Genomic DNA, 18,266 nt, shown 5'->3' with positions numbered 1-18,266 from the left:
CGGCGCCCCCGCCGGCCGGCGCATTCGGCTCTTACGTACGCCGCTGCGCGAAATACGCGCCGACCGCATCGATGAAGGTATCGATGTCCGCGCGCGACACGTCGCAGTGCGTGACGAAGCGCGACGCGTACAGCATCTGCGTGAGGATCCCGCGCGCCTTGAGCCATGCCTCGAGCGGCGCGCAATCGGCTTCGGGGAATTGCGCGAACACCATGTTCGTCGCATGCGACAGCACCTTCACCGGCTCGATGCGCGCGAGGCCTGCCGCGAGATGCGCGGCGTTCGCGTGATCGTCGGCCAGCCGCTCGACATTGTGGTCGAGCGCATACAGGCAGGCCGCCGCGAGAATGCCCGACTGCCGCATCCCGCCGCCCAGCACCTTGCGCCAGCGCTGCGCGCGCTCGACGAGCGCACGATTGCCGACCAGCACCGAACCGACCGGCGCGCCGAGCCCTTTCGAGAAGCAGATCGACACGGTATCGAACGGCGCGCACAGTTCCGCGATCGGACGGCCCGACGCGACGGCCGCATTGCACACGCGCGCGCCGTCGAGGTGCGTGGCCAGCCCGCGGCTGCGCGCGAGCGCGACGGCTTCCTGCACATAGCCGTCCGGCAACACCTGGCCGCCGATCGTGTTTTCGAGCGCGAGCAGGCGCGTGCGGGCGAAGTGATTGTCGAGCGGCTTGATCGCCGCGGCGATCTTCGCGAGCGGCAGCGTGCCGTCGGGCGCGTTCTCGATCGGCTGCGGCTGGATGCTGCCGAGCACGGCCGCGCCGCCGCCTTCGTACTTGTAGGTGTGCGCGAGCTGGCCGACGATGTATTCGTCGCCGCGTTCGCAGTGGGCCATCAGCGCGGCGAGGTTGCTCTGCGTGCCGCTCGGGAAGAACAGGCCGGCTTCCTTGCCGGCCCGCTCGGCCGCGACCGCCTGCAGGCGCAGCACGGTCGGGTCGTCGCCCCATACGTCGTCGCCGACTTCGGCGGCAGTCATCGTGGCCAGCATCGCCTGGCTCGGACGTGTCACGGTATCGCTGCGTAAATCGATCATCTTCGTGCCCTGAGTGAACGCGGACCGGTACCGATGCGCCCGGCCCTGCCGAAACGAGACTCAGAGTGTACGCAATTCGCGCAGCGCTTGCCGATGCTTCGCGCCGGGCGAAAGCCACGTGACCGGGCGCCGCAGGTGCACGATCCGGATACAACCGGCACGACGCGACGCGGTCCACGCCGGCGCGGCATCGTCAACAACGCGGCGGCGGCCGGACACCCGGCATAGGCATAGGCATAGGCCGCGCGTGCCAACGCGCGGCACCTTCGCGCACGCCGCATCGTTCCCGTGATGCGACGCGCCATATTGCCGCACGTGCGGCAGACCGCCACGCCACGGTCGCCTGCGGCGCGCGCCGCGATCTTGATACGAATCAACGATTTATCCCGAAACCGCGCGCGCCGGGCTGGACATCTGCGACGAGTTGGCGCATTTCGCGGCGCAACATCGCGGCACATACTCCAGCCAACCCCGATGCCCCCTCCGGCCGGGGTCCGCCGGCACCCCGCCGGCGGGTATCGTCAAGCCTCGGTCAACTGGTATGGACACCGCATTTTCGGCCCTCGATCTGGCCCGCCTGCAATTCGCGTTCACCGTCTCCTTTCACATCGTCTTCCCGGCGCTGAGCATCGGCCTCGCCAGCTTCATCGCCGTGCTCGAATATCGCTGGCTGAAGACCGGCAAGCCGTACTACAAGACACTCTGCCTGTTCTGGTCGAAGATCTTCGCGGTCGCGTTCGGGATGGGTGTGGTTTCCGGCGTCGTGATGAGCTATCAGTTCGGCACCAACTGGTCGGGCTTCTCGAGCTTCGCCGGCTCGGTCACCGGCCCGCTGCTGATGTACGAGGTGATGACGGCGTTCTTCCTCGAAGCCGGCTTCCTCGGCATCATGCTGTTCGGCTGGAACCGCGTCAGCCCGCGCGCGCACTTCGGCGCGACGCTGATGGTCGCGATCGGCACGCTGATCTCGACGTTCTGGATCCTCGCGTCGAACAGCTGGATGCAGACACCGCAGGGTTTCGAGATCGTCGACGGCCGCATCGTGCCGACCGACTGGTTCGCGATCGTCTTCAACCCGTCGTTCCCGTACCGCCTGTTCCACATGGCGATCGCCGCGTTCATCGTCGCCGCGCTGGTGGTGGCCGCGACGGGCGCGTGGCACCTGCTGAAGGGCCGCCGCGACAAGGGCGTGAAGAAGATGTTCTCGATGGCGCTGTGGCTGCTGCTGGTGCTCGCGCCGCTGCAGGCCGTGATCGGCGACCAGCACGGCATCAACACGCTGAAGCACCAGCCCGCGAAGATCGCCGCGATCGAAGGGCTGTGGGAAACCGAAAAGGGCGGCACGGCGCTCAACCTGTTCGGCATTCCGGACATGAAGGCCGAAACGACCCGCTACGCGGTGCAGGTGCCGCACCTCGGCAGCCTGATCCTCACGCACAGCTGGGACGGCGAGATCCGCGGACTGAAGGAATTCCGCCCCGAGGATCGTCCGAACTCGACGGTCGTGTTCTGGAGCTTCCGGATCATGGTCGGCCTCGGCTTCGCGATGATCGGCCTCGCCGCGCTCGCGTGGCTGCTGCGCCGCCGCGGCAGCCTGTATGAATCGAAGTGGTTCCAGCGCCTCGCGCTCGTGATGGGCCCGACCGGCTTCGTGTCGCTGCTCGCGGGCTGGGTGACGACCGAAGCGGGCCGCCAGCCGTGGGTCGTGTATGGCGTGATGCGCACCGCGCAGGCCGTGTCGCCGCTGTCGGTGCAGCAGGTCAGCCTGTCGATGATGACGTTCGTGATCGTCTACTTCCTCGTGTTCGGCACCGGCGTGTACTACATGCTGAAGCTGATGAAGGCCGGCCCCGCGCTGCCCGACGTCAAGCACGACGCGCGGCACGGCGAGCCCGACACGCGCCCCGATCACACCGCGCGCCGCCCGATGTCGGCCGTCGACGAGCTGATCGAGACCGTCTGAGCCCCCCACTTTCGCAAACGAGAAAACCTATGGACGTCACCGCAATCTGGGCCGCGATCATCGCATTGGGGCTCTTCATGTACGTCGTGCTCGACGGCTTCGACCTCGGCATCGGCATCGTCTTCCCGTTCTTCCCGGACGAGAAGGAACGCGACCTGATGATGAACACCGTCGCGCCCGTGTGGGACGGCAACGAGACGTGGCTCGTGCTCGGCGGCGCCGGGCTGTTCGCGGTGTTCCCGATCGTCTATTCGACGGTGCTGTCGGCGCTGTACCTGCCGCTGATCTTCATGCTGGTGTGCCTGATCTTCCGCGGCGTGTCGTTCGAGATCCGCGCGAAGGCGCGGCGCACGAAGCAGCTGTGGGATCTCGCGTTCATCGGCGGCTCGGCCGGCGCGACGCTGTTCCAGGGGATCGCGCTCGGCGCGTTCCTGCAGGGCATCGACGTGAAGGACGGCGTGTACGCCGGCGGCGCATTCGACTGGCTCACGCCGTTCAGCCTGCTGACGGGCCTCGGGTTGATCGTCACGTACGCGCTGCTCGGCTGCTGCTGGCTCGTCGCGAAGACGGAAGGCGACCTGCAGCGGCGCCTGCATCGCGTCGTGTGGCCGCTGACCGTCGTGCTGCTCGGCTTCATCGCGGTCGTCAGCCTGTGGACGCCGCTGCAGGATCCGGCGGTCGCGCAGCGCTGGTTCGATTCGGGGCTGTTCTGGCGCCTGCTGCCGGTGCCGTTCCTGGTCGCCGGGTGCGCGGTGTGGATGCGTCGCGCGGTACGCAACCGGCACGACATGACGCCGTTCGTGCTCGCGCTGGCACTCGTGCTGCTCGGCTACGTCGGCCTGCTCGTCACGATGTTCCCGTATGCGATTCCTCAGACGATGACGATCTGGGAAGCGGCGGCGCCGCGGTCGAGCCAGACCTTCACGCTGGTCGGCGCAGCGGTTATCCTCCCGATCATCATCGCCTACACGACGATGGGTTACTGGGTATTCCGAGGCAAGGTGCGCCATGAAGACCAGCATTACTACCACCACTGATCCCGCCGCCCGACGGCCCGACGCGCCGCGGCCGCGGATGCGCGGCTGGATGTGGTTCGTCGTCCTGTGGGCGGGCGGCGTGCTCGGCGCCGTCACGCTCGGCTATGCGTTCAAGATCTTCATGAACCTGACGCTGTTCGCGGTGAAGTAAAAGGCAGCGCGCCGGCCGGGCGATCGCGTCACGCGCGCGGCCCGGGCGCGGCGCGCATCGATCGCCCGATGGATGCGTGATCCGCTGCCTCTTCCTCCGCGTGCGTTATTGCGGCGCCCGCCGCACGACGCCGAGCTTCAATCCCAGCATGCCGAATATGCGGTTCATCGTCTGAACCGTCCCGTCGCTGCGGCCCTGCTCGATATCCTGAATCGTCTTTGTCGACACACCGGCGAGCTTCGCCATTTCGGCGCTCGTCAGCCGCATCGTCTGCTTCAGATGACGCACGGATTCGCGCAGCGACCACTCGGGATGCGCGAGAACGTCCTCGATCGCTTGCCGGCGCAACGCGAGCTGATCGGGAAGCGACATCGCGTTATAGCGTTTGTCCATCGTGTCGCCCTCGCCTAGCGCAGTGCATCCAGTTCGCGGGCGAGCCGCTCGATGCCCGGTTTCAGGAAAGCATGCACATCGTGCTCCAGTCCGAGATCGACACCCCGATCGGCGATCTCCTGCAAGCGCGGCGCCATTGCGTGCAGCCGTGCCCGCAATGCGTCGCGATCCAGCGCGGCATGCGCCTCCCCCGCCTGCGGCTCGCTCGACCGGACGACCGCATCGAGTACCCGCGCCCAGTCTGGCTGACCACCGTCATTTCCTTCCCAGCGGATGCGCCGTGCGATGCCGTCGGGGTGCAGATACATCGGTGCGAAGTCGTAAAGCGGCGTCAACGCAACGCGTCCATCGAAGTCGCGTTGCAATGCCGTGTTCCGTGCATGATTGTCTTTGTTCCCCAACGCGAGATTCGCGACGTCGCGGCACAGATACTCGGCCACCTCGGCTTGAGGATCCGTGCATCGGCGCACGAGATGCCCGCACACCTCGTCGTGACTCGGCACGACGCGGAAGCCGGCTTTTCCGGTCAGCGACGCAATACTTTCCTGAGCGAACCGGACAACGCTGCCACCAACGCGCGCGCGATCGAACCGCGGAATGAATAGCGATCGATCGCGCAGCGTCAGCGGCGCATGCACGCGCAATCCAAGACGCTGGGCCAATGCCATGTAGGGCGCTTCGTGACGAAGGATTTGTGCAAGACGCTCGTTCGTGCCACGTCCGAACTTGACGATGTAGTGCGCGACCGCGCGCGCATCGGGCAGCGTGTGATCGAGATAGAGCAGTCCGTCGTCGGCACGGGTCAGCAGCAGCTTCGGCCACTCGCCCTGCACACCCGAGGAGCCCGCGACGAAGAATCCATGTTCGGCGAGGTATTCGCTGAATGCGTCTCCGCGTGCGACAACGTCATCGTCGGTAAATCCTTGCCGCGGCCCCTGGCGCTCGGCGAGCCGCTGCGCGGCTTCCTTGATCCGCAGATTGCCGATCGAGTTACCGGCTCCCGCGAGCAGCAACGGCCAGTCGGCACGCTCCTCGGCTGTTTCCGGCAGATCGAGGCGGCGCAACAACTCCTGACGGCCGAAGCCTTGCGGCAGCAAATCGATCAGGAAAATCGGCCAATGGGGCGTCACCAGTGGCTCGAGATCGACCGGAAAACCGCATGCCATCGCGTGCGCATCGCGGGCGAATTGATGTCGAACGATCCATTCGACGTCGTAACCCGTACAGGCACGACTGCGCCAGCTCTCGTCAGGCTCGCCGAAAAGGGTGACGACGCCGACGTCGTGCCAAATACCATCGGCGTGGAGCTGGATCGTGCAGGAAGCGTTCATTTCAGCAGAAATCTATACAAATCGTGCCGTTCATCGTAGCTGAATTATGTAAATTTCTACCGAAATAGGAATCGAGCCCCTTGAACTCCGGAAGCAGCGGTCGAGGGAAACTGCCGCCGCTTACCGCCGCTCGCGCAGCGCCGCCTCGATCTTGCGATCGGTCTTGTACTGGCTCAGCGCATACACCGACCAGATCGCGGCCGGGAGCCAGCCGATGATCGTGAGCTGCAGGATCAGGCAGATCACGCCGGCGATCGGGCGGCCGATCGTGAAAAACTGGAACCACGGCAGCAAGAGGGCAAGCAGCAGACGCATCGGATTTCCTTTTCGCATCGTTGAAGAACAGCGTACGCGGCCAATATGGCGCGTCACGCACCCCATTTCAAGCCGGCGCGCGCCCGGCACGCAGCCGACGCCCCGCGCCGCAACGTCCGCACCGCACCGCCTTCTTCACCCGCCGGCCGCAAAAAAAAACGGCCCTCGCATCGCGCGAGAGCCGTATCGGAATCACTGGAGAAGGTACCGCGCCGCGCCCGGAACATGTGCCGCATGCCGATCCGCACGCGCGTCCGCGTGTTCCCGTCAGCCGGGATGCCGACCTACGCCGAACCGGACAGCCATCGCGCAACCTGCGCGACGAGCGGATCCGCTTCGTCGAAACGCTCGACGCCCGCGACCTGCGGCGCGTCGCAGATCGCGAACACCGGCTTGCCCCATTGCAGCCCCAGCGCGATTTCGGACAGCGTGCCGAGACCGCCGCCGACCGCGATCAGGCACAGCGACGCGCGTGCGATCAGCGCATTGCGCGTGATGCCGAGCCCGGTCGGCAGCGCGACCGACAGGTACGGATTCGCGTCCCGCGCATCGTCCTCGGGCAGCAGCCCGATCGCGCATCCGCCCGCGGCCCGCGCGCCGCGCGCCGCGGCCTCCATCACGCCCTGCTTGCCGCCGCCGACGATCGCGATGCCCGTCGCCGCGATCGCGTGCGCGATCCGCTCGGCGACGGCGAGCTGCGCGTCGGTCGCGTCGCGCGGCCCGATCACGCCGACCGGCATCCGGTGCCGGCGTGCGCCGCGCTGTCGCTGTGCGAGCTGCGCCAGCGCGCCGCGCGTGTCGTCCGACCATTCAATGACGTCGTTGCCGTGCAAGTCCTTCCCCCAGTGCAAGAACGCAGGTGCAAAGCGCCGTCAGCACGATCGACAGTACGGCGGCCTGCGAGAAATCGGTCTGTCCGTCGGACAGCTTCAGGTACATCAGCAGCGGCAGGATGTTGACCTGCGTGCCGGCCAGCGCGAGCGCCGTGCCGTACGTGCCGAGCGCGATCGCACCGACGAGGCACCACGCCGACGCGATCGACGGCCACAGCTCGCGCCACGCGACGTCGAACCACGCGCGCCACGGCCGGGCACCGAGCGTCAGCGCCGCCTCGAGCGGCCGCCGGTCGAGATTCGCGAGCGCCGGGTAGAGCATCAGCGCGACGCGCGGGATCAGGTAGTACGCGTAGGCGAACGCGAGCCCCGGCATCGTGTAGATCGCGCCGCCGACCACGGTCGGGTCCGCGCCGAGCGACGCCAGCAGCATCGTCACGAAGCCGGCGCGGCCGAACACGAGGATGAAGCCGTACGCGATCACGAGGCCGGAGAAGGCAAGCGGCACGCCGAGCAGCGCGAGCGACCAGCGGCGCCGCGCCGGCGACTGCCCGGCCAGCACGAACGCGACCGGCACGCCGACGGCGACCGACAGCGTGCCGGCGCCGATCGCGAGCGCCAGCGAGCGCACGATCGCGTCGGCGACGAGCGGATCGCCGAACACCGCGGCGAACGCACGGCCGCCGCCGTCGAACGCGGCGCCGACGAGCGCGGCGAGCGGCAGCACGAAGCACACCGCGAACAGCCCGGCCGCCGGCACCGCGCCGTAGCCGCGCAGGACGCCGCGCTGCATGGACGAAACCCGCATCGCGCGCCCCTTACTTGCCGAGCGTGGCCTGCGACCAGAGCTGGTCGACTTCGGCCTTGTGCGCCGCGGCCTTCGCGACGTCGAGCGGACGCACCTGCGGCGCGTTCGGCAGCTTCGCGGCGACGTCCTGCGCGACCGGCGTGCCGGGCACGGCCGGACGCACGAAGCCCTGCGCGAACAGCCCCTGCCCGACGTCGCTCATCACGAGGTTTAGCCACAGCTGCGCGGCGGCCGGATTCGGGCCATTCTTCACGAGACTCATCGCGTACGGCGCCGACACGCTGCCGTCCTGCGGAATCACGACTTCGGCCGCGTCACCCATGCCGTCCGCGTACTTGGCCTTGAGCCCGTCGTTCTCGTAGCCGATCAGGACCGGAATCTCGCCCTTGACGAATTTCGCGTACGGCGTCGTGCCCTCGACACGCAGCACGTTGCCCGCCTGCTTCAGCTTGCCGAAGAAATCCGCGCCCGGCTTCGGGTTGTCGACGCTGCCGCCGTTCGCATAGGCGGCGGCGAACACGGCGACCTGCCCCTGCCCGGTCGAGCGCGGATCGAGATAGACGACCGCATTGCGATATTCGGGCTTCAGCAGGTCCGACCAGCGGTGCGGCACGTTCTTCACGAGCTTCTTGTTGACGAGCAGCGCGATGTTCAGCGAATGCACCGCGAACCAGCGGCCGTCGGCCGCGCGGAACACCGTGGGCAGCTTGTCGAAATTGACCGGCTTGAACGGCGCGACGACGTCCTTGGCCGTCGCATCGAGCGCCGACGCCGCGAAGTAGTACGCCGTGTCGGCCTGCGGGCGGCGGCGCGACTTGTCGAGCGCGACGACCGTGGCCGCCGAGCCGATGTCGTTGTATGTGATCTCGACCTTCGGGTAGCGCTTGCGGAATTCGGCGAACAGCGACTTCCAGTTCGCCCATTCCGGGCCCGTGTCGAACGACACGACGAGCCCTTCGTCGGCGGCCTTCTCGTACAGCGCGTCCTCGCCGGGATACAGCGGCGCGGCATGGGCCAGCGCCGGCGCGAGGGTCGCGAACGCGCAGAGCGCCAGCAGGCGGCGGCGCGTCGCATGAAGGAAATGGCGGCGTGCAGACATCGTGATTCTCCGTTGAATGAATGGGTCGCCCGCGCTCACGCGGCGGGCAGCACGAGCAGATGGCGCGGCTCGATCGACACGCAGCGCGCGGGCAGCTCGCGCCCTTCGCCGAGCAGTGCGTCGGTCGCGCCGGCCGGTACGAAGTCGAAGCGCTGGGTCGCGCCGAAGTAGCGCACCTCGCCGACCCGGCCGTCGATGCGGTTCGCGACGGACTCGGGCGGATCGGGCTGCAGGTGTTCCGGCCGGATCAGCACCTCGACCGGGTCGCCCGGCCGGTGCGCACCCGTATCCGCGCGCAGCGTCGTGAACCGCACGTCGACCGCGCCATGCGCGAGCACGCGGCCGCGCAGCAGCGTCGAATGGCCGACGAACCGCGCGACCTGCGCGGTCGCCGGACGCTCGTACAGGTCGCGCGGGGTGCCGGCCTGCAGCATGCGTCCGCCGTCGACGATCGCCACGCGATCGGCCATGCTGAGCGCTTCGTCCTGGTCGTGCGTGACGAGCAGCGTCGTCGCGCCGCATGCGCGCTGCAGCGCGCGGATCTCGTCGCGCAGCTGGTGGCGAATGCCGGCGTCGAGCGCCGCGAGCGGCTCGTCGAGCAGCAGCAGCTTCGGTTCGATCACGAGCGCGCGAGCCAGCGCGACGCGCTGCTGCTGCCCCCCGGACAGCAGCGCCGTGCTGCGTCCGGCCTGCGCGGCGAGGCCGACGCGTTCGAGCATCTCGAGCGCGCGGCGACGGCGCGGCGCCGCGGCCATGCCGCGCATCTTCAGGCCGTAGGCGACGTTGTCGACGACCGACAGGTTCGGAAACAGCGCGTAGTGCTGGAACACCATTCCGACCTCGCGCTGCCACACCGGCACGCCGGCCATGTCGCGGCCGCCGATCGCGATACGGCCGTCGTACCCGTCGAGCAGGCCGGCGGCGAGGCGCAGCAGCGTCGATTTGCCGGAGCCGCTGCGGCCCATCACGGCGAGCAGTTCGCCCTGGGCCGCGGACAGCGTGACCGCGTCGACGCCGTGACGGGCGCCCGGATACTGGAAGCTGACGTTTTCGAAATCGAGACTCATGACGGTTTCACTTCAGGCGTGGCACGGTGAGGACGGAGGCGAGCGTCGCGAGCACGGCAAGGACGAGCAGCACGACGGTGGCCGCGCAGGCCATCCCGGACGCGCCGTAGAACGCCTGCAGCAGCACGATCGGATAGTTGCGGTAACGGAAGCCCGCGATCAGGTTCGAGATCTGGAATTCGCCGATCGACAGCGCGGCGACCATCACGAGGCCGGAAAACAGGCTGTGCCGCAGGTTCGGCAGCACGACCGTGAAGAACTGGCGCAGCGGCGTCGCACCGAGCGTCGCCGCACACGCCTCGAGATGCGCGAGCCCCAGGTGGCGCAGGTCGCTCAGCAGCGTCTGCAGCAGGTACGGCAGCGTCAGCACCGCGTGCGCGGCGATCATCAGCGGCAGCGTGCCGAGCCACGGCAGCGCATCGCCGCTGAAGATCGCGATGTAGCCGAACCCGAGTGTCAGCGCCGGCACCGCGATCGGCATCAGCATCACGATGCGCGCCGCGAAGCCGCGGCCGGCCAGTGCGCGGTGATGCAGCGCATAGGCGAGCGGCAGCGCCAGCACGGCATTGATCGCGCAGCACGCGAGCGCGACGACGAGGCTCGTGCCGAATGCGCGGGTGAAGCTGCGATTCGCGGCCAGGTCCGCGAACCAGTGCGACGTGATGCCGGTCGGCAGCAGCGTGTTCGTCCACGACTGGCCGACCGAGCCGATCAGCAGCAGCACGATCGGCAACGCGAGGTACAGCCCGAAGACCGCGACGAGCGCCTGCAGCAGCAGGCGTCCCGCGATCGCGCGCGGCCGTTTGTTACGACGAATCGGAATAGCTTCGGCAAGGGCCGGAGCGGCTGGCGGATGCATGGCGAATCTCGCTGACGGACACGGAACGGGTCACGCAACGCCCGCCGGGCAGGGCCGGCACGCGTTGTCATGACGGCCGCAGTGTGCGGATCCGACATGGCATCGTCATGAAAAAAACGTACAACGCCCGCATCGATCTGTGCGCGCAAGGAATAGTTCGCCGTGAAGCACCTGTTTCCCAACGTCGCGGAGCTGCACGCGTTCGCGACTTCCGTGAAGTACCTGAACTTCTCGTATGCGGCGCGCGAGCTGGGCCTGACGCCGAGCGCGGTCAGCCGGCAGATCGCGAATCTCGAGACGCTGTTCGGGGTGAAGCTGTTCGTGCGCGAGGGGCGCAATCTCGCGCTCACGCGGGCCGGGCAGGTTTATCACGCACGCGTGATCGGCCCGCTGCGCGAGATCGGCAACGCGTCGATCGAATTGCTGAGCGCGCGCGAGGACAGCGACCTGCTGACGATCGCAAGCGTGCCGACCTTCACGACGAAGTGGCTGGTGCCGCGCCTCGCGCGCTTTCTGGCCGGCGCGCCGGACGTCACGCTGAGTTTTCGCCGCCATCTCGCGCACGGCGACGTGTTTCCGTTCGGACTCGACGCGGCGATACGCTATGGCGACGGCGCATGGGAAGGCGTCCGCTGCGATTACCTGGACGGCCGCACGTTCGTGCCGGTCTGTTCCCGCGAATTCGCGGCGCGACATGCGCTGCGCACGCCCGCCGACACGGCCGCCGCGCCGCGGCTCGTGCATGAGCAGGCGGAAATCGCGTGGTCGCTCTGGGCGGAGCGCCATCGCGTCGCCCGGATGAACGCGCTGGCCGGGCCGCGCTTCGAACAGTATTCGGTGCTGATCCAGGCCGCGCAAGCCGGGCTCGGGCTCGCGCTCGTGCCGCGCTTCCTGATCGTCGACACGCTCGCGAGCGGCGCGCTCGTCGAACCGTTCGACGCGCCCGTCGACGTCGACGCGCAGGGGCACTACCTGTGCTATGCGCCGGAGCGCCTGGAGACGAGCGCCGCGTTGCGGCGCTTCAGGGAATGGATCCTCGGCGCATGCGCGGAGCGCTGAGCGTGCCCGGCATGGCCGGGCACGCCCGGACGGCACGGCGGCGCCGGTAACACGGCGCCGTGCCGCCCGTCCCGTTGCGTCAGTGGTCGATGCCGAGCCCCGGCAGCACGTGCGTGTTCTCGGCCACGACCGCGTGCAGCAGCTTCGGTTCGGCGCCGAGCAGCCCGAGGATCGTCGGCGCGACCTGCTTCGTGCCGACCACATCGCTCACGGTACGCGCACGATGGAGGCCCGGGTACGACACGAGCAGGCCGAGGTGGCTGTCGTCCGGCGCGTTGCCGCCGTGTTCCTCGTCCTTCTTCGTGCTCGACGTGTAGATCACGCCCGGATTCGGCTGGACGATGATGTCCGGCGTGCGGCCGTTGGCCGGATCGCCGAACCGGTCGGCCAGCGCCGCGCCGTACAGGATGGATGCCTGCGGGCCGTCGGCGCAGATCCCCGGCGCGTTGCAGCCGAGGTTCGACTTCAGCGTCTGCACCACGGCCGTGCGCTGGCTGCGGTCGCGCAGCCAGATCAGGCCGACGTCGTCGGTCTGCACGAAGCCCGTGCCGACCAGGCCCGAACCGTCGTTCAGGTTGCCCGTCGTCGTGTTGTTCTGGCCGAAGTTGCCGTTCGGGTCGACGTAGTTGTTCGCTTCGAGCAGCTTCGTCAGCGTGTCGCCGTTCTTCACGAGCTTCGTGTGATCGGTCGGCGACTGGCCGTGCTTCGCCGTGACGATCACGGCCGTCGACGTGTACAGGTTGCGCTGCTTCAGCTCGGCGACGATGCGGCCGATCGAGTTGTCGACGTACGTGATCGCGTTCGCGACCTGGCCGTTCGGCGTGAAGTTCGCGTCGAGGTAGCCGCCGCCCTTCGCGACCGGCGCCTTCTGCGCGACGCTGAGCGTCTGGAAGTTGGCGCCGAACAGCGTCGGCACCGGCGCGTTCTTCGTGCCCGTCGAATCGCGGCCGTCGATCTGGTTGACCAGCGCCTGCACGTGCAGGTTGTCGAAGCGCGCCGTGTGCGAATAGACGTCGGTGTAGGCGGTGTTCGTCGCCGGGTCGATCGAGTTGATCTCGGTGCGCATCAGATCGTCGACGCCGGTGCCCGACGGGCCGTTCAGCCAGTCGTAGCCCCACGCGTGCTTGTCCGCCCACGCGGTGTAGGCGTTCGGCACGCCGGCCTTGACGGCCTCGAACACCGTGTTGGTCTTCACGTAGTTGTGCGGATAGACCGGCACGCACTGGCCGCCGACCTTCGCATGCGGAATCGCCTGCGGATTGAATGCGCCGCCGCCGTCGAGGTGCACGAGCGCGCCGCCGTTGAACGCATCGATGCCGGTCGTCTCGTCGAACACGACGTTCCAGCCCTGCTTGCCCGAGCAGGTCGTGTCGCTCGGCGCGTACAGGTTGCGGTCGTACGACACGTCGTAGAACAGGCCGGCCGTCTTCGGCGAGCCGCCCGTCACGAGCGCGGCGAGCCCCGGGAACGAGTCCGACAGGCCGGGCGTGTAGGCGTTCGTGTACGTGACGCCGCTTTGTGCGAGCACGGCGAGGTTCGGACACGTGTTCGCGCCGATGCAGCGTGCGAGATCCTGCTCGTGCAGGCCGTCGACGCTGATCAGCAGCACGTGCTTCACGACACGCCGGCCGTGGCCGGCGTCATCGCCCTGGCTGTTGCCGTCCTGCTGCGCCGCGTAGGCGCCGGCGCTTGCGAGCGCCAGCGCGCCCGCCACCATCACCGCCATTTTTCGTTGCTTAGCGAACCTGGAAATCATCACCCCACCTCATCGATTGACGTTGAACTGCGTGACCTGCCATCAGGCGCGCAAAATATCGCCGCGCCGTGGGGCGCTCGCGTGAAGCGGGGCTTTCTGTTTTCTGTCAAACGTAACCAATCGCAAGTGACACGACGCGGTCGCAAAACGAGGCGACCCGGCGCACGCCGCGACGTGTGCGCGCGAGGTTCGCACCGGGTCGGTGCATCGGGCGCGCCGTCGCCCGCCGCGCGAATTTTTTTCACGCTTGGCGTATGACTATTGGCGTGTGATAAAGGGTTTTCCCTGACCCGGAGCACGAGTATGTCGACCCTGGAAGCTCTCCGGTTCGTGCTGGACGATGCACGCACCCCCGAAATCATTCGCCACCACGTCGTCGACGCGCTGCAGTACGCGTTGCGCAACTACGGCCAGGTGTTCACCGCGAAGGAAGTCGAATGGCTCACGCATTGGGACGATGCGCGCCTGCCGCTGGCCGCGAGGAAGGAACTGGACAAGCGCGAACCGGCGATCGAGGTGCGCTGACGGGAAGCGCGCCGCCGCACCCGATTGCCGATCGGACGCGGCGGCGGCGGATGAGGGCGTAACGCTTACTGCAGGCCGAAGTCGACGCGCGTCGTCGCGCCCTTGTCCTCGATGCCCTTCGCATCGAGCTTCGGCGCCACGACGAACATGCGGCTCGCATCGATCTTGCCGTCGAGGTACTGGCGCACGGCCTGCGCGCGCTGCTGCGCGAGCGCACGCAGCGCGTTGTCGTCGGCCGGCGCGTGATCGGCGAGCGCCTGCTTCATGTCCGCATCGGGCAGCGTCTTCTGCAGGCCGATCAGGTTGCGCGGCTTCTTGAAGTCGGCGTCCTTGTACGCGCGCGTCAGGTACTTGGTGTACTCGGCCGGTTCGACCTTCACCGACATCGGATCGATGCTCTCGCCCTGGCCGACCACGTCCTTCAGCTTCTGCTGGCGGACCAGCCGTTCGACGTACGCGTCGCGCAGCCCCGGCGTGTCCTTCGCCGGATCGACGCGGCCGATCAGGTCCAGCCGGATCGACGGCTTCTCGGTCAGCATCTTCACGACGGTATCGAGCTTCTTCTGCTGCGCGTCGGTCAGCTCGTACGCGCCCGGCGCGAACTCGACGTAGCCGAGATCCTCGCCGCCGCTGCCGCCGAACGCATTCGCGAGCAGCGTGAACGGCGACGTGACGGCCTTCGCGATCAGGTTCAGCACCGCGCGCCAGATCAGCCCGCCGACGCTGAACTCCGGATTCGACAGCGAGCCCGACACCGGCAGGTTCACGTCGATCTGGCCGCGCGTGTTCTTCAGGAGCGAGATCGCGAGCTTCACCGGCAGCTTGGTCGCCGTGTCGTTTTCGACGTGATCGCCGAACGTGAGCTGATCGATGAAGATGTGGTTGTTCGCCTGAAGCTGGTCGTTCGCGAGCTGGTAGTGCAGGTCGACGTTGAGCTTGCCCTTCGTGATCGGGTAGCCGGCGTACTTCGCCGAATACGGCGTCAGGTTGGTCAGCTCGATGTCGTGCGCGGTCGCCGTGAGATCCAGCGCGGGCTTGTCGATCAGCGGGTTCACCGAGCCCTTGATCGAGATCGGTCCGTTGCCCGCGAGGTTCGCGGCGACGTCGACCGGCGCGGACGTCGTCGAGTCCGTGCCGAACGCGCCGACCGTCCCCTTGATCGCGACCAGGTTCGCCGTGTAGTTCGGCTTGATGAAGTTGTCGGTGTAGGTCACGCGGCCGTCCTGCAGCAGGAGCTCGCCGAAATGCATGCGCACCGGATTCTGCGGCGGCGGCGCGGCCTTCACGACGACCGTCGCCGATGCGGCGGCCGGCGCCGACGCCTGCTGCGCGGCCGCGGCCGACGAGGCCTGCGCGGCGGCGGCCGGCGGCGTCATGCCCGGCGACAGCGGCACCGGTTCGGGCTTGCTCGCGTCGCGCGTCAGCGACTGCGCGGGGCCCGTCTCCTTCGCGACGACGTCCTTCAGGTTCAGCCGACCCTGCGCATCGAGCAGCACGCGGCCGTAGAAGTTCGAGAACGTCACGCGCGCGGCGTCGACGTCGGTGCCCTTCTCGTCGTGGTTCACCTTCAGGTTCGACAGCGCGAGCGAGCGCCAGCCGGCGAACGGGTCGGACGTCGCCTTGTCGAGCATCCGCACGTCGACCAGCGCGACATCGCCGCGATAGGTCGCGCGCGGCGTGTCCTTCACCTGCGCGAACGTCAGGTTGCCCTGCGCGTTGAGCAGCGCGCTCGCGATGGTCGCGTTCAGCGCGCTGCCGAAGTACGGCTCGAACGCGGCCGCGTCGAGGCGGTTGCCGTTGATCTTCAGGCCGAGCGTCAGCGGCTGCGCGGTCACGTCGCCCGACACGTTCACCGAGCCCTTGCGGTTCAGCGTCGCCTTCAGCTGCACCGGCAGCGGCTTCGTCAGGTCGTCGCTGATCTTCTGCACCGACAGGTCGAGCGGCTTGATCGCGAGCTTCACCGGGCGCGGCGTCGACAGGTCCGTGAAGTTCGCGGACGATTCCTTCACGTTCAGCGCGTCGATCCGGTAATGCCACGACGGCGCGGCCGCCGCGGCCTTGCGCGCGACCGTGCGCCTGGGCACCACCGCCTGCGCGGGTTCGGCGAGCGCCGCCAGGTCGATCTTGCCGTCCTTCAGGCGCTTCACGTCGAGCGCGAGCCCGGTCGCGTCGACGCTCGCGATTTCCGCGCTGCGCGCGGCGACGTCGACCTTCGTGATCTTCGCGCTCGCGTCGGGCAGCACGATCGCGGGCGCCTTCGCGTCCGGGGTCGCGAGCTTCAGCGACTTCAGGCTCACCGTGCTGTCGGCGACCTGCGCGTCGAGCGGCGTCTTGCCCCAGTCGGCCTTCGCGTTGACGCTCGCGCCGAGCGTGCCGTCGAGCACGCGCGCGCGGGTCGCCTCGCCGAGATACGGCTGCAGCGCCGGCAGCGCGAGCGCATCGACCGTCAGCTTCGTGTCGGCCTGCTTCGCCGCCAGGCTGAACGCGCCTTCGGCCTTCAGGTCGCCGCCGCGCGACAACGACGTCGACAACGTGTATTTCGCGGGCGTCTTGCCCTGCAGCGTGAAGCCGTCGAGCGTCGCGGCCAGCTTCGTCAGCGACAGCGCGGTCGGCGTCGCCGGCACGCGGTCGTCGACGTTGATCGTGCCGCCGTCGATCGCGAAATGACGGATCGTCAGATCGAGCGGCGGCGCTTCCTTCGCGACGGCTTCGGCCTTCGCGCCGCTCGCGGCGGCGACGGCGGCGGCGGCTTCGCTCGATGCGGCGGCACCCGATGCGGCAGCGGCCGACGAGGCGGCGGCCGGCTTGCCGGCGGCCGCCTTCGGCGCGGCAGACGGCTGGCCGGCGAGCTTCTCGACGTTCAGCACGCCCTGCTTGTCGCGCGCCAGGTCGACGACCGGCTGGTCGAGCCGGATCTCGTCGAAATGCAGCACGTTGCGCAGCGGCTCGAGGCCGGCGGCCGCGACGTGCACGCCGCGCGCGGCGAACAGCGGCGCGGACGCGCGGTCGGTCACCTTCGCGTCGTTGAGATCGACGGTGCCCGACACGCGCAGCGCGGGTGTGTCGCCGCTCATCACGAAGTGCAGCTTCAGGTCGCTGCTCAGGAGGCCGCTCGTGACGATCACCGGCAGCTTCGCCGGCGCGTACGAAATCAGCTTCGGCACGTCGAGCCGGTCGAACGTCAGCGCGACTTCCGACTCGCGCGACTGCGCGAACGGCTTCGTCCTGCCGTCGATCGCGATCGGGCTGCCGTCGAATCGCGCGCGCAGCTTCGGCTGCACGAAGATGTCGGTCTTCGACGGCAGCGTCGCGATGAACGGAATGCCGAGCGTCCAGTTGTCGACCACGTGCTTTTCGTTCAGCAGGCGGTCGTCGAAGTCGATCCGGCCGTCGTTGACCTGGATGTTCGACACCGAGAAAAGTGTCGGCTTGCTTTCGGGTTTGGACGGCGTCGAGAACTTCTCGATCAGGTCGGTGAAGTTGAAGCGCTGCGCGTCGTAACGGACGATATGGAAGCGCGGCGAGTCGACGCGCACTTCGTTGACGATCGGCGCGCCGCGGAACAGCGACGACCACGACGGCCTGACGACGAGCTTGCCGATGTCGATGAAGTCGCCCTGGCCGCCGCGCTCGCCGACGTGCACGCCGTCGGCTTCGAGGTTCAGCGTGTACGGGTTCAGCGCGACGCGCTGGACCGTGGACGGCCGGCCGAGCTGCTGGCTCAGTTGCTGTTCGGCGATGTGGCGGATCAGCGGCGGCGCCGCGAAGAACCCGAGCAGTCCGAATAAAACGAGGAAGATCAACACGCCGAGGCCGATACGCCGGGTCCGGCGCGAGCGTGCAACGCCGCCGAGGGCATGGAGGGTCGAGGGTACGGTTTCTTTGTCTGCGCTTGCCATGCTTGGATGCCTCGGGAATGGATGCCTGGCCGCGCCGGAAAACCGGCACGGCCGTGCACGCTATCCCGAAAGTATAGGCTCAGGTGGTAACGGAACGACGTTCGGGCGCGGCCGCCGCGCCCGCGG

Annotated in this window: 16 protein-coding genes; 5 read left to right on the top strand and 11 right to left on the bottom strand. The window is 68.2% G+C overall.

Annotated features, from left to right (window positions below):
- Positions 1-31 precede the first annotated feature (31 nt).
- Positions 32-1,045, bottom strand: a complete 1,014-nt coding sequence (ltaE, locus tag DIE02_RS14525; RefSeq protein ID WP_124529197.1) for a low-specificity L-threonine aldolase — start codon at positions 1,043-1,045, stop codon at positions 32-34.
- Between the two features lie 541 nt (positions 1,046-1,586).
- Here ltaE and DIE02_RS14520 point away from each other — a divergent pair.
- Genes DIE02_RS14520 through DIE02_RS14510 form a run of 3 tightly spaced genes read left to right on the top strand, consistent with a single transcriptional unit; the run spans position 1,587 to position 4,196 of the window.
- Positions 1,587-3,008, top strand: coding sequence for a cytochrome ubiquinol oxidase subunit I (locus DIE02_RS14520; RefSeq protein ID WP_124486090.1), 1,422 nt, complete (start codon positions 1,587-1,589; stop codon positions 3,006-3,008).
- A 29-nt stretch (positions 3,009-3,037) separates the two neighbouring features.
- Positions 3,038-4,045 carry a cytochrome d ubiquinol oxidase subunit II gene (gene cydB, locus DIE02_RS14515; protein WP_124529195.1) on the top strand — a complete coding sequence of 336 codons (1,008 nt, stop codon included), beginning with the start codon at positions 3,038-3,040 and terminating at the stop codon, positions 4,043-4,045.
- Complete coding sequence (locus tag DIE02_RS14510) at positions 4,017-4,196, top strand: hypothetical protein (RefSeq protein ID WP_044848496.1); 180 nt, start codon at positions 4,017-4,019, stop codon at positions 4,194-4,196. Before cydB ends, DIE02_RS14510 begins: the two co-directional genes overlap by 29 nt.
- Before the next feature lie 105 nt (positions 4,197-4,301).
- Here DIE02_RS14510 and DIE02_RS14505 read toward each other — a convergent pair whose 3' ends face one another.
- The 8 genes from DIE02_RS14505 to DIE02_RS14470 all read right to left on the bottom strand — a co-directional run bounded on the left by DIE02_RS14505 (position 4,302) and on the right by DIE02_RS14470 (position 10,901).
- Positions 4,302-4,589, bottom strand: coding sequence for a helix-turn-helix domain-containing protein (locus tag DIE02_RS14505; RefSeq protein ID WP_044848495.1), 288 nt, complete (start codon positions 4,587-4,589; stop codon positions 4,302-4,304).
- Between the two features lie 14 nt (positions 4,590-4,603).
- A complete protein-coding gene (locus tag DIE02_RS14500; RefSeq protein ID WP_124529193.1) occupies positions 4,604-5,920 on the bottom strand; it encodes a type II toxin-antitoxin system HipA family toxin in 1,317 nt (438 codons plus the stop codon).
- A gap of 120 nt (positions 5,921-6,040) precedes the next feature.
- Entirely contained in the window at positions 6,041-6,235 is a 195-nt protein-coding gene (locus DIE02_RS14495) for a YqaE/Pmp3 family membrane protein (protein ID WP_044848494.1), read from the bottom strand.
- Positions 6,236-6,519: 284 nt separating this feature from the next.
- The gene (locus tag DIE02_RS14490; protein ID WP_063927876.1) at positions 6,520-6,975 is read right to left on the bottom strand and encodes a TIGR00725 family protein; all 456 of its coding nucleotides are present in this window, start codon (positions 6,973-6,975) and stop codon (positions 6,520-6,522) included.
- A 70-nt stretch (positions 6,976-7,045) separates the two neighbouring features.
- Positions 7,046-7,876, bottom strand: a complete 831-nt coding sequence (locus tag DIE02_RS14485) for an ABC transporter permease (RefSeq protein WP_124529191.1) — start codon at positions 7,874-7,876, stop codon at positions 7,046-7,048.
- Positions 7,877-7,886: 10 nt separating this feature from the next.
- Complete coding sequence (locus DIE02_RS14480; protein ID WP_124529189.1) at positions 7,887-8,975, bottom strand: extracellular solute-binding protein; 1,089 nt, start codon at positions 8,973-8,975, stop codon at positions 7,887-7,889.
- A 35-nt stretch (positions 8,976-9,010) separates the two neighbouring features.
- Positions 9,011-10,042, bottom strand: coding sequence for an ABC transporter ATP-binding protein (locus tag DIE02_RS14475; RefSeq protein WP_124486085.1), 1,032 nt, complete (start codon positions 10,040-10,042; stop codon positions 9,011-9,013).
- A gap of 7 nt (positions 10,043-10,049) precedes the next feature.
- Complete coding sequence (locus DIE02_RS14470) at positions 10,050-10,901, bottom strand: ABC transporter permease (protein WP_124529187.1); 852 nt, start codon at positions 10,899-10,901, stop codon at positions 10,050-10,052.
- Positions 10,902-11,063: 162 nt separating this feature from the next.
- Here DIE02_RS14470 and DIE02_RS14465 point away from each other — a divergent pair, with 162 nt between their 5' ends.
- A complete protein-coding gene (locus DIE02_RS14465; RefSeq protein ID WP_044845028.1) occupies positions 11,064-11,960 on the top strand; it encodes a LysR family transcriptional regulator in 897 nt (298 codons plus the stop codon).
- 79 nt (positions 11,961-12,039) lie between these two features.
- Here DIE02_RS14465 and DIE02_RS14460 read toward each other — a convergent pair whose 3' ends face one another.
- Positions 12,040-13,716, bottom strand: coding sequence for an alkaline phosphatase family protein (locus tag DIE02_RS14460; RefSeq protein WP_124529185.1), 1,677 nt, complete (start codon positions 13,714-13,716; stop codon positions 12,040-12,042).
- 303 nt (positions 13,717-14,019) lie between these two features.
- Here DIE02_RS14460 and DIE02_RS14450 point away from each other — a divergent pair, with 303 nt between their 5' ends.
- Positions 14,020-14,241 carry a hypothetical protein gene (locus DIE02_RS14450; protein WP_185500307.1) on the top strand — a complete coding sequence of 74 codons (222 nt, stop codon included), beginning with the start codon at positions 14,020-14,022 and terminating at the stop codon, positions 14,239-14,241.
- A 65-nt stretch (positions 14,242-14,306) separates the two neighbouring features.
- Here DIE02_RS14450 and DIE02_RS14445 read toward each other — a convergent pair whose 3' ends face one another.
- Positions 14,307-18,140: a DUF748 domain-containing protein gene (locus DIE02_RS14445; protein ID WP_124529183.1), complete on the bottom strand. Its 3,834-nt coding sequence runs from the start codon at positions 18,138-18,140 to the stop codon at positions 14,307-14,309.
- Between the last annotated feature and the right edge of the window lie 126 nt (positions 18,141-18,266).

Source organism: Burkholderia sp. Bp8991 (assembly GCF_003853795.1).
In the GTDB taxonomy this organism is placed as follows: domain Bacteria; phylum Pseudomonadota; class Gammaproteobacteria; order Burkholderiales; family Burkholderiaceae; genus Burkholderia.
The sequence above is the reverse complement of the archived record's forward strand: the minus strand, read 5'-3'. Positions and strand labels throughout refer to the sequence as shown.

Excerpts from the sequence above, each read along its gene's own strand:
- DIE02_RS14495 (WP_044848494.1), bottom strand. The coding sequence starts at position 6,235 with ATGCGTCTGCTGCTTGCCCTCTTGCTGCCGTGGTTCCAGTTTTTCACG.
- DIE02_RS14475 (WP_124486085.1), bottom strand. The coding sequence starts at position 10,042 with ATGAGTCTCGATTTCGAAAACGTCAGCTTCCAGTATCCGGGCGCCCGT.
- cydB (WP_124529195.1), top strand. The coding sequence starts at position 3,038 with ATGGACGTCACCGCAATCTGGGCCGCGATCATCGCATTGGGGCTCTTC.
- DIE02_RS14460 (WP_124529185.1), bottom strand. The coding sequence starts at position 13,716 with ATGATTTCCAGGTTCGCTAAGCAACGAAAAATGGCGGTGATGGTGGCG.
- DIE02_RS14485 (WP_124529191.1), bottom strand. The coding sequence starts at position 7,876 with ATGCGGGTTTCGTCCATGCAGCGCGGCGTCCTGCGCGGCTACGGCGCG.
- ltaE (WP_124529197.1), bottom strand. The coding sequence starts at position 1,045 with ATGATCGATTTACGCAGCGATACCGTGACACGTCCGAGCCAGGCGATG.
- DIE02_RS14450 (WP_185500307.1), top strand. The coding sequence starts at position 14,020 with ATGTCGACCCTGGAAGCTCTCCGGTTCGTGCTGGACGATGCACGCACC.
- DIE02_RS14470 (WP_124529187.1), bottom strand. The coding sequence starts at position 10,901 with ATGCATCCGCCAGCCGCTCCGGCCCTTGCCGAAGCTATTCCGATTCGT.
- DIE02_RS14490 (WP_063927876.1), bottom strand. The coding sequence starts at position 6,975 with ATGCCGGTCGGCGTGATCGGGCCGCGCGACGCGACCGACGCGCAGCTC.
- DIE02_RS14520 (WP_124486090.1), top strand. The coding sequence starts at position 1,587 with ATGGACACCGCATTTTCGGCCCTCGATCTGGCCCGCCTGCAATTCGCG.
- DIE02_RS14505 (WP_044848495.1), bottom strand. The coding sequence starts at position 4,589 with ATGGACAAACGCTATAACGCGATGTCGCTTCCCGATCAGCTCGCGTTG.
- DIE02_RS14445 (WP_124529183.1), bottom strand. The coding sequence starts at position 18,140 with ATGGCAAGCGCAGACAAAGAAACCGTACCCTCGACCCTCCATGCCCTC.
- DIE02_RS14510 (WP_044848496.1), top strand. The coding sequence starts at position 4,017 with ATGAAGACCAGCATTACTACCACCACTGATCCCGCCGCCCGACGGCCC.
- DIE02_RS14500 (WP_124529193.1), bottom strand. The coding sequence starts at position 5,920 with ATGAACGCTTCCTGCACGATCCAGCTCCACGCCGATGGTATTTGGCAC.
- DIE02_RS14480 (WP_124529189.1), bottom strand. The coding sequence starts at position 8,975 with ATGTCTGCACGCCGCCATTTCCTTCATGCGACGCGCCGCCGCCTGCTG.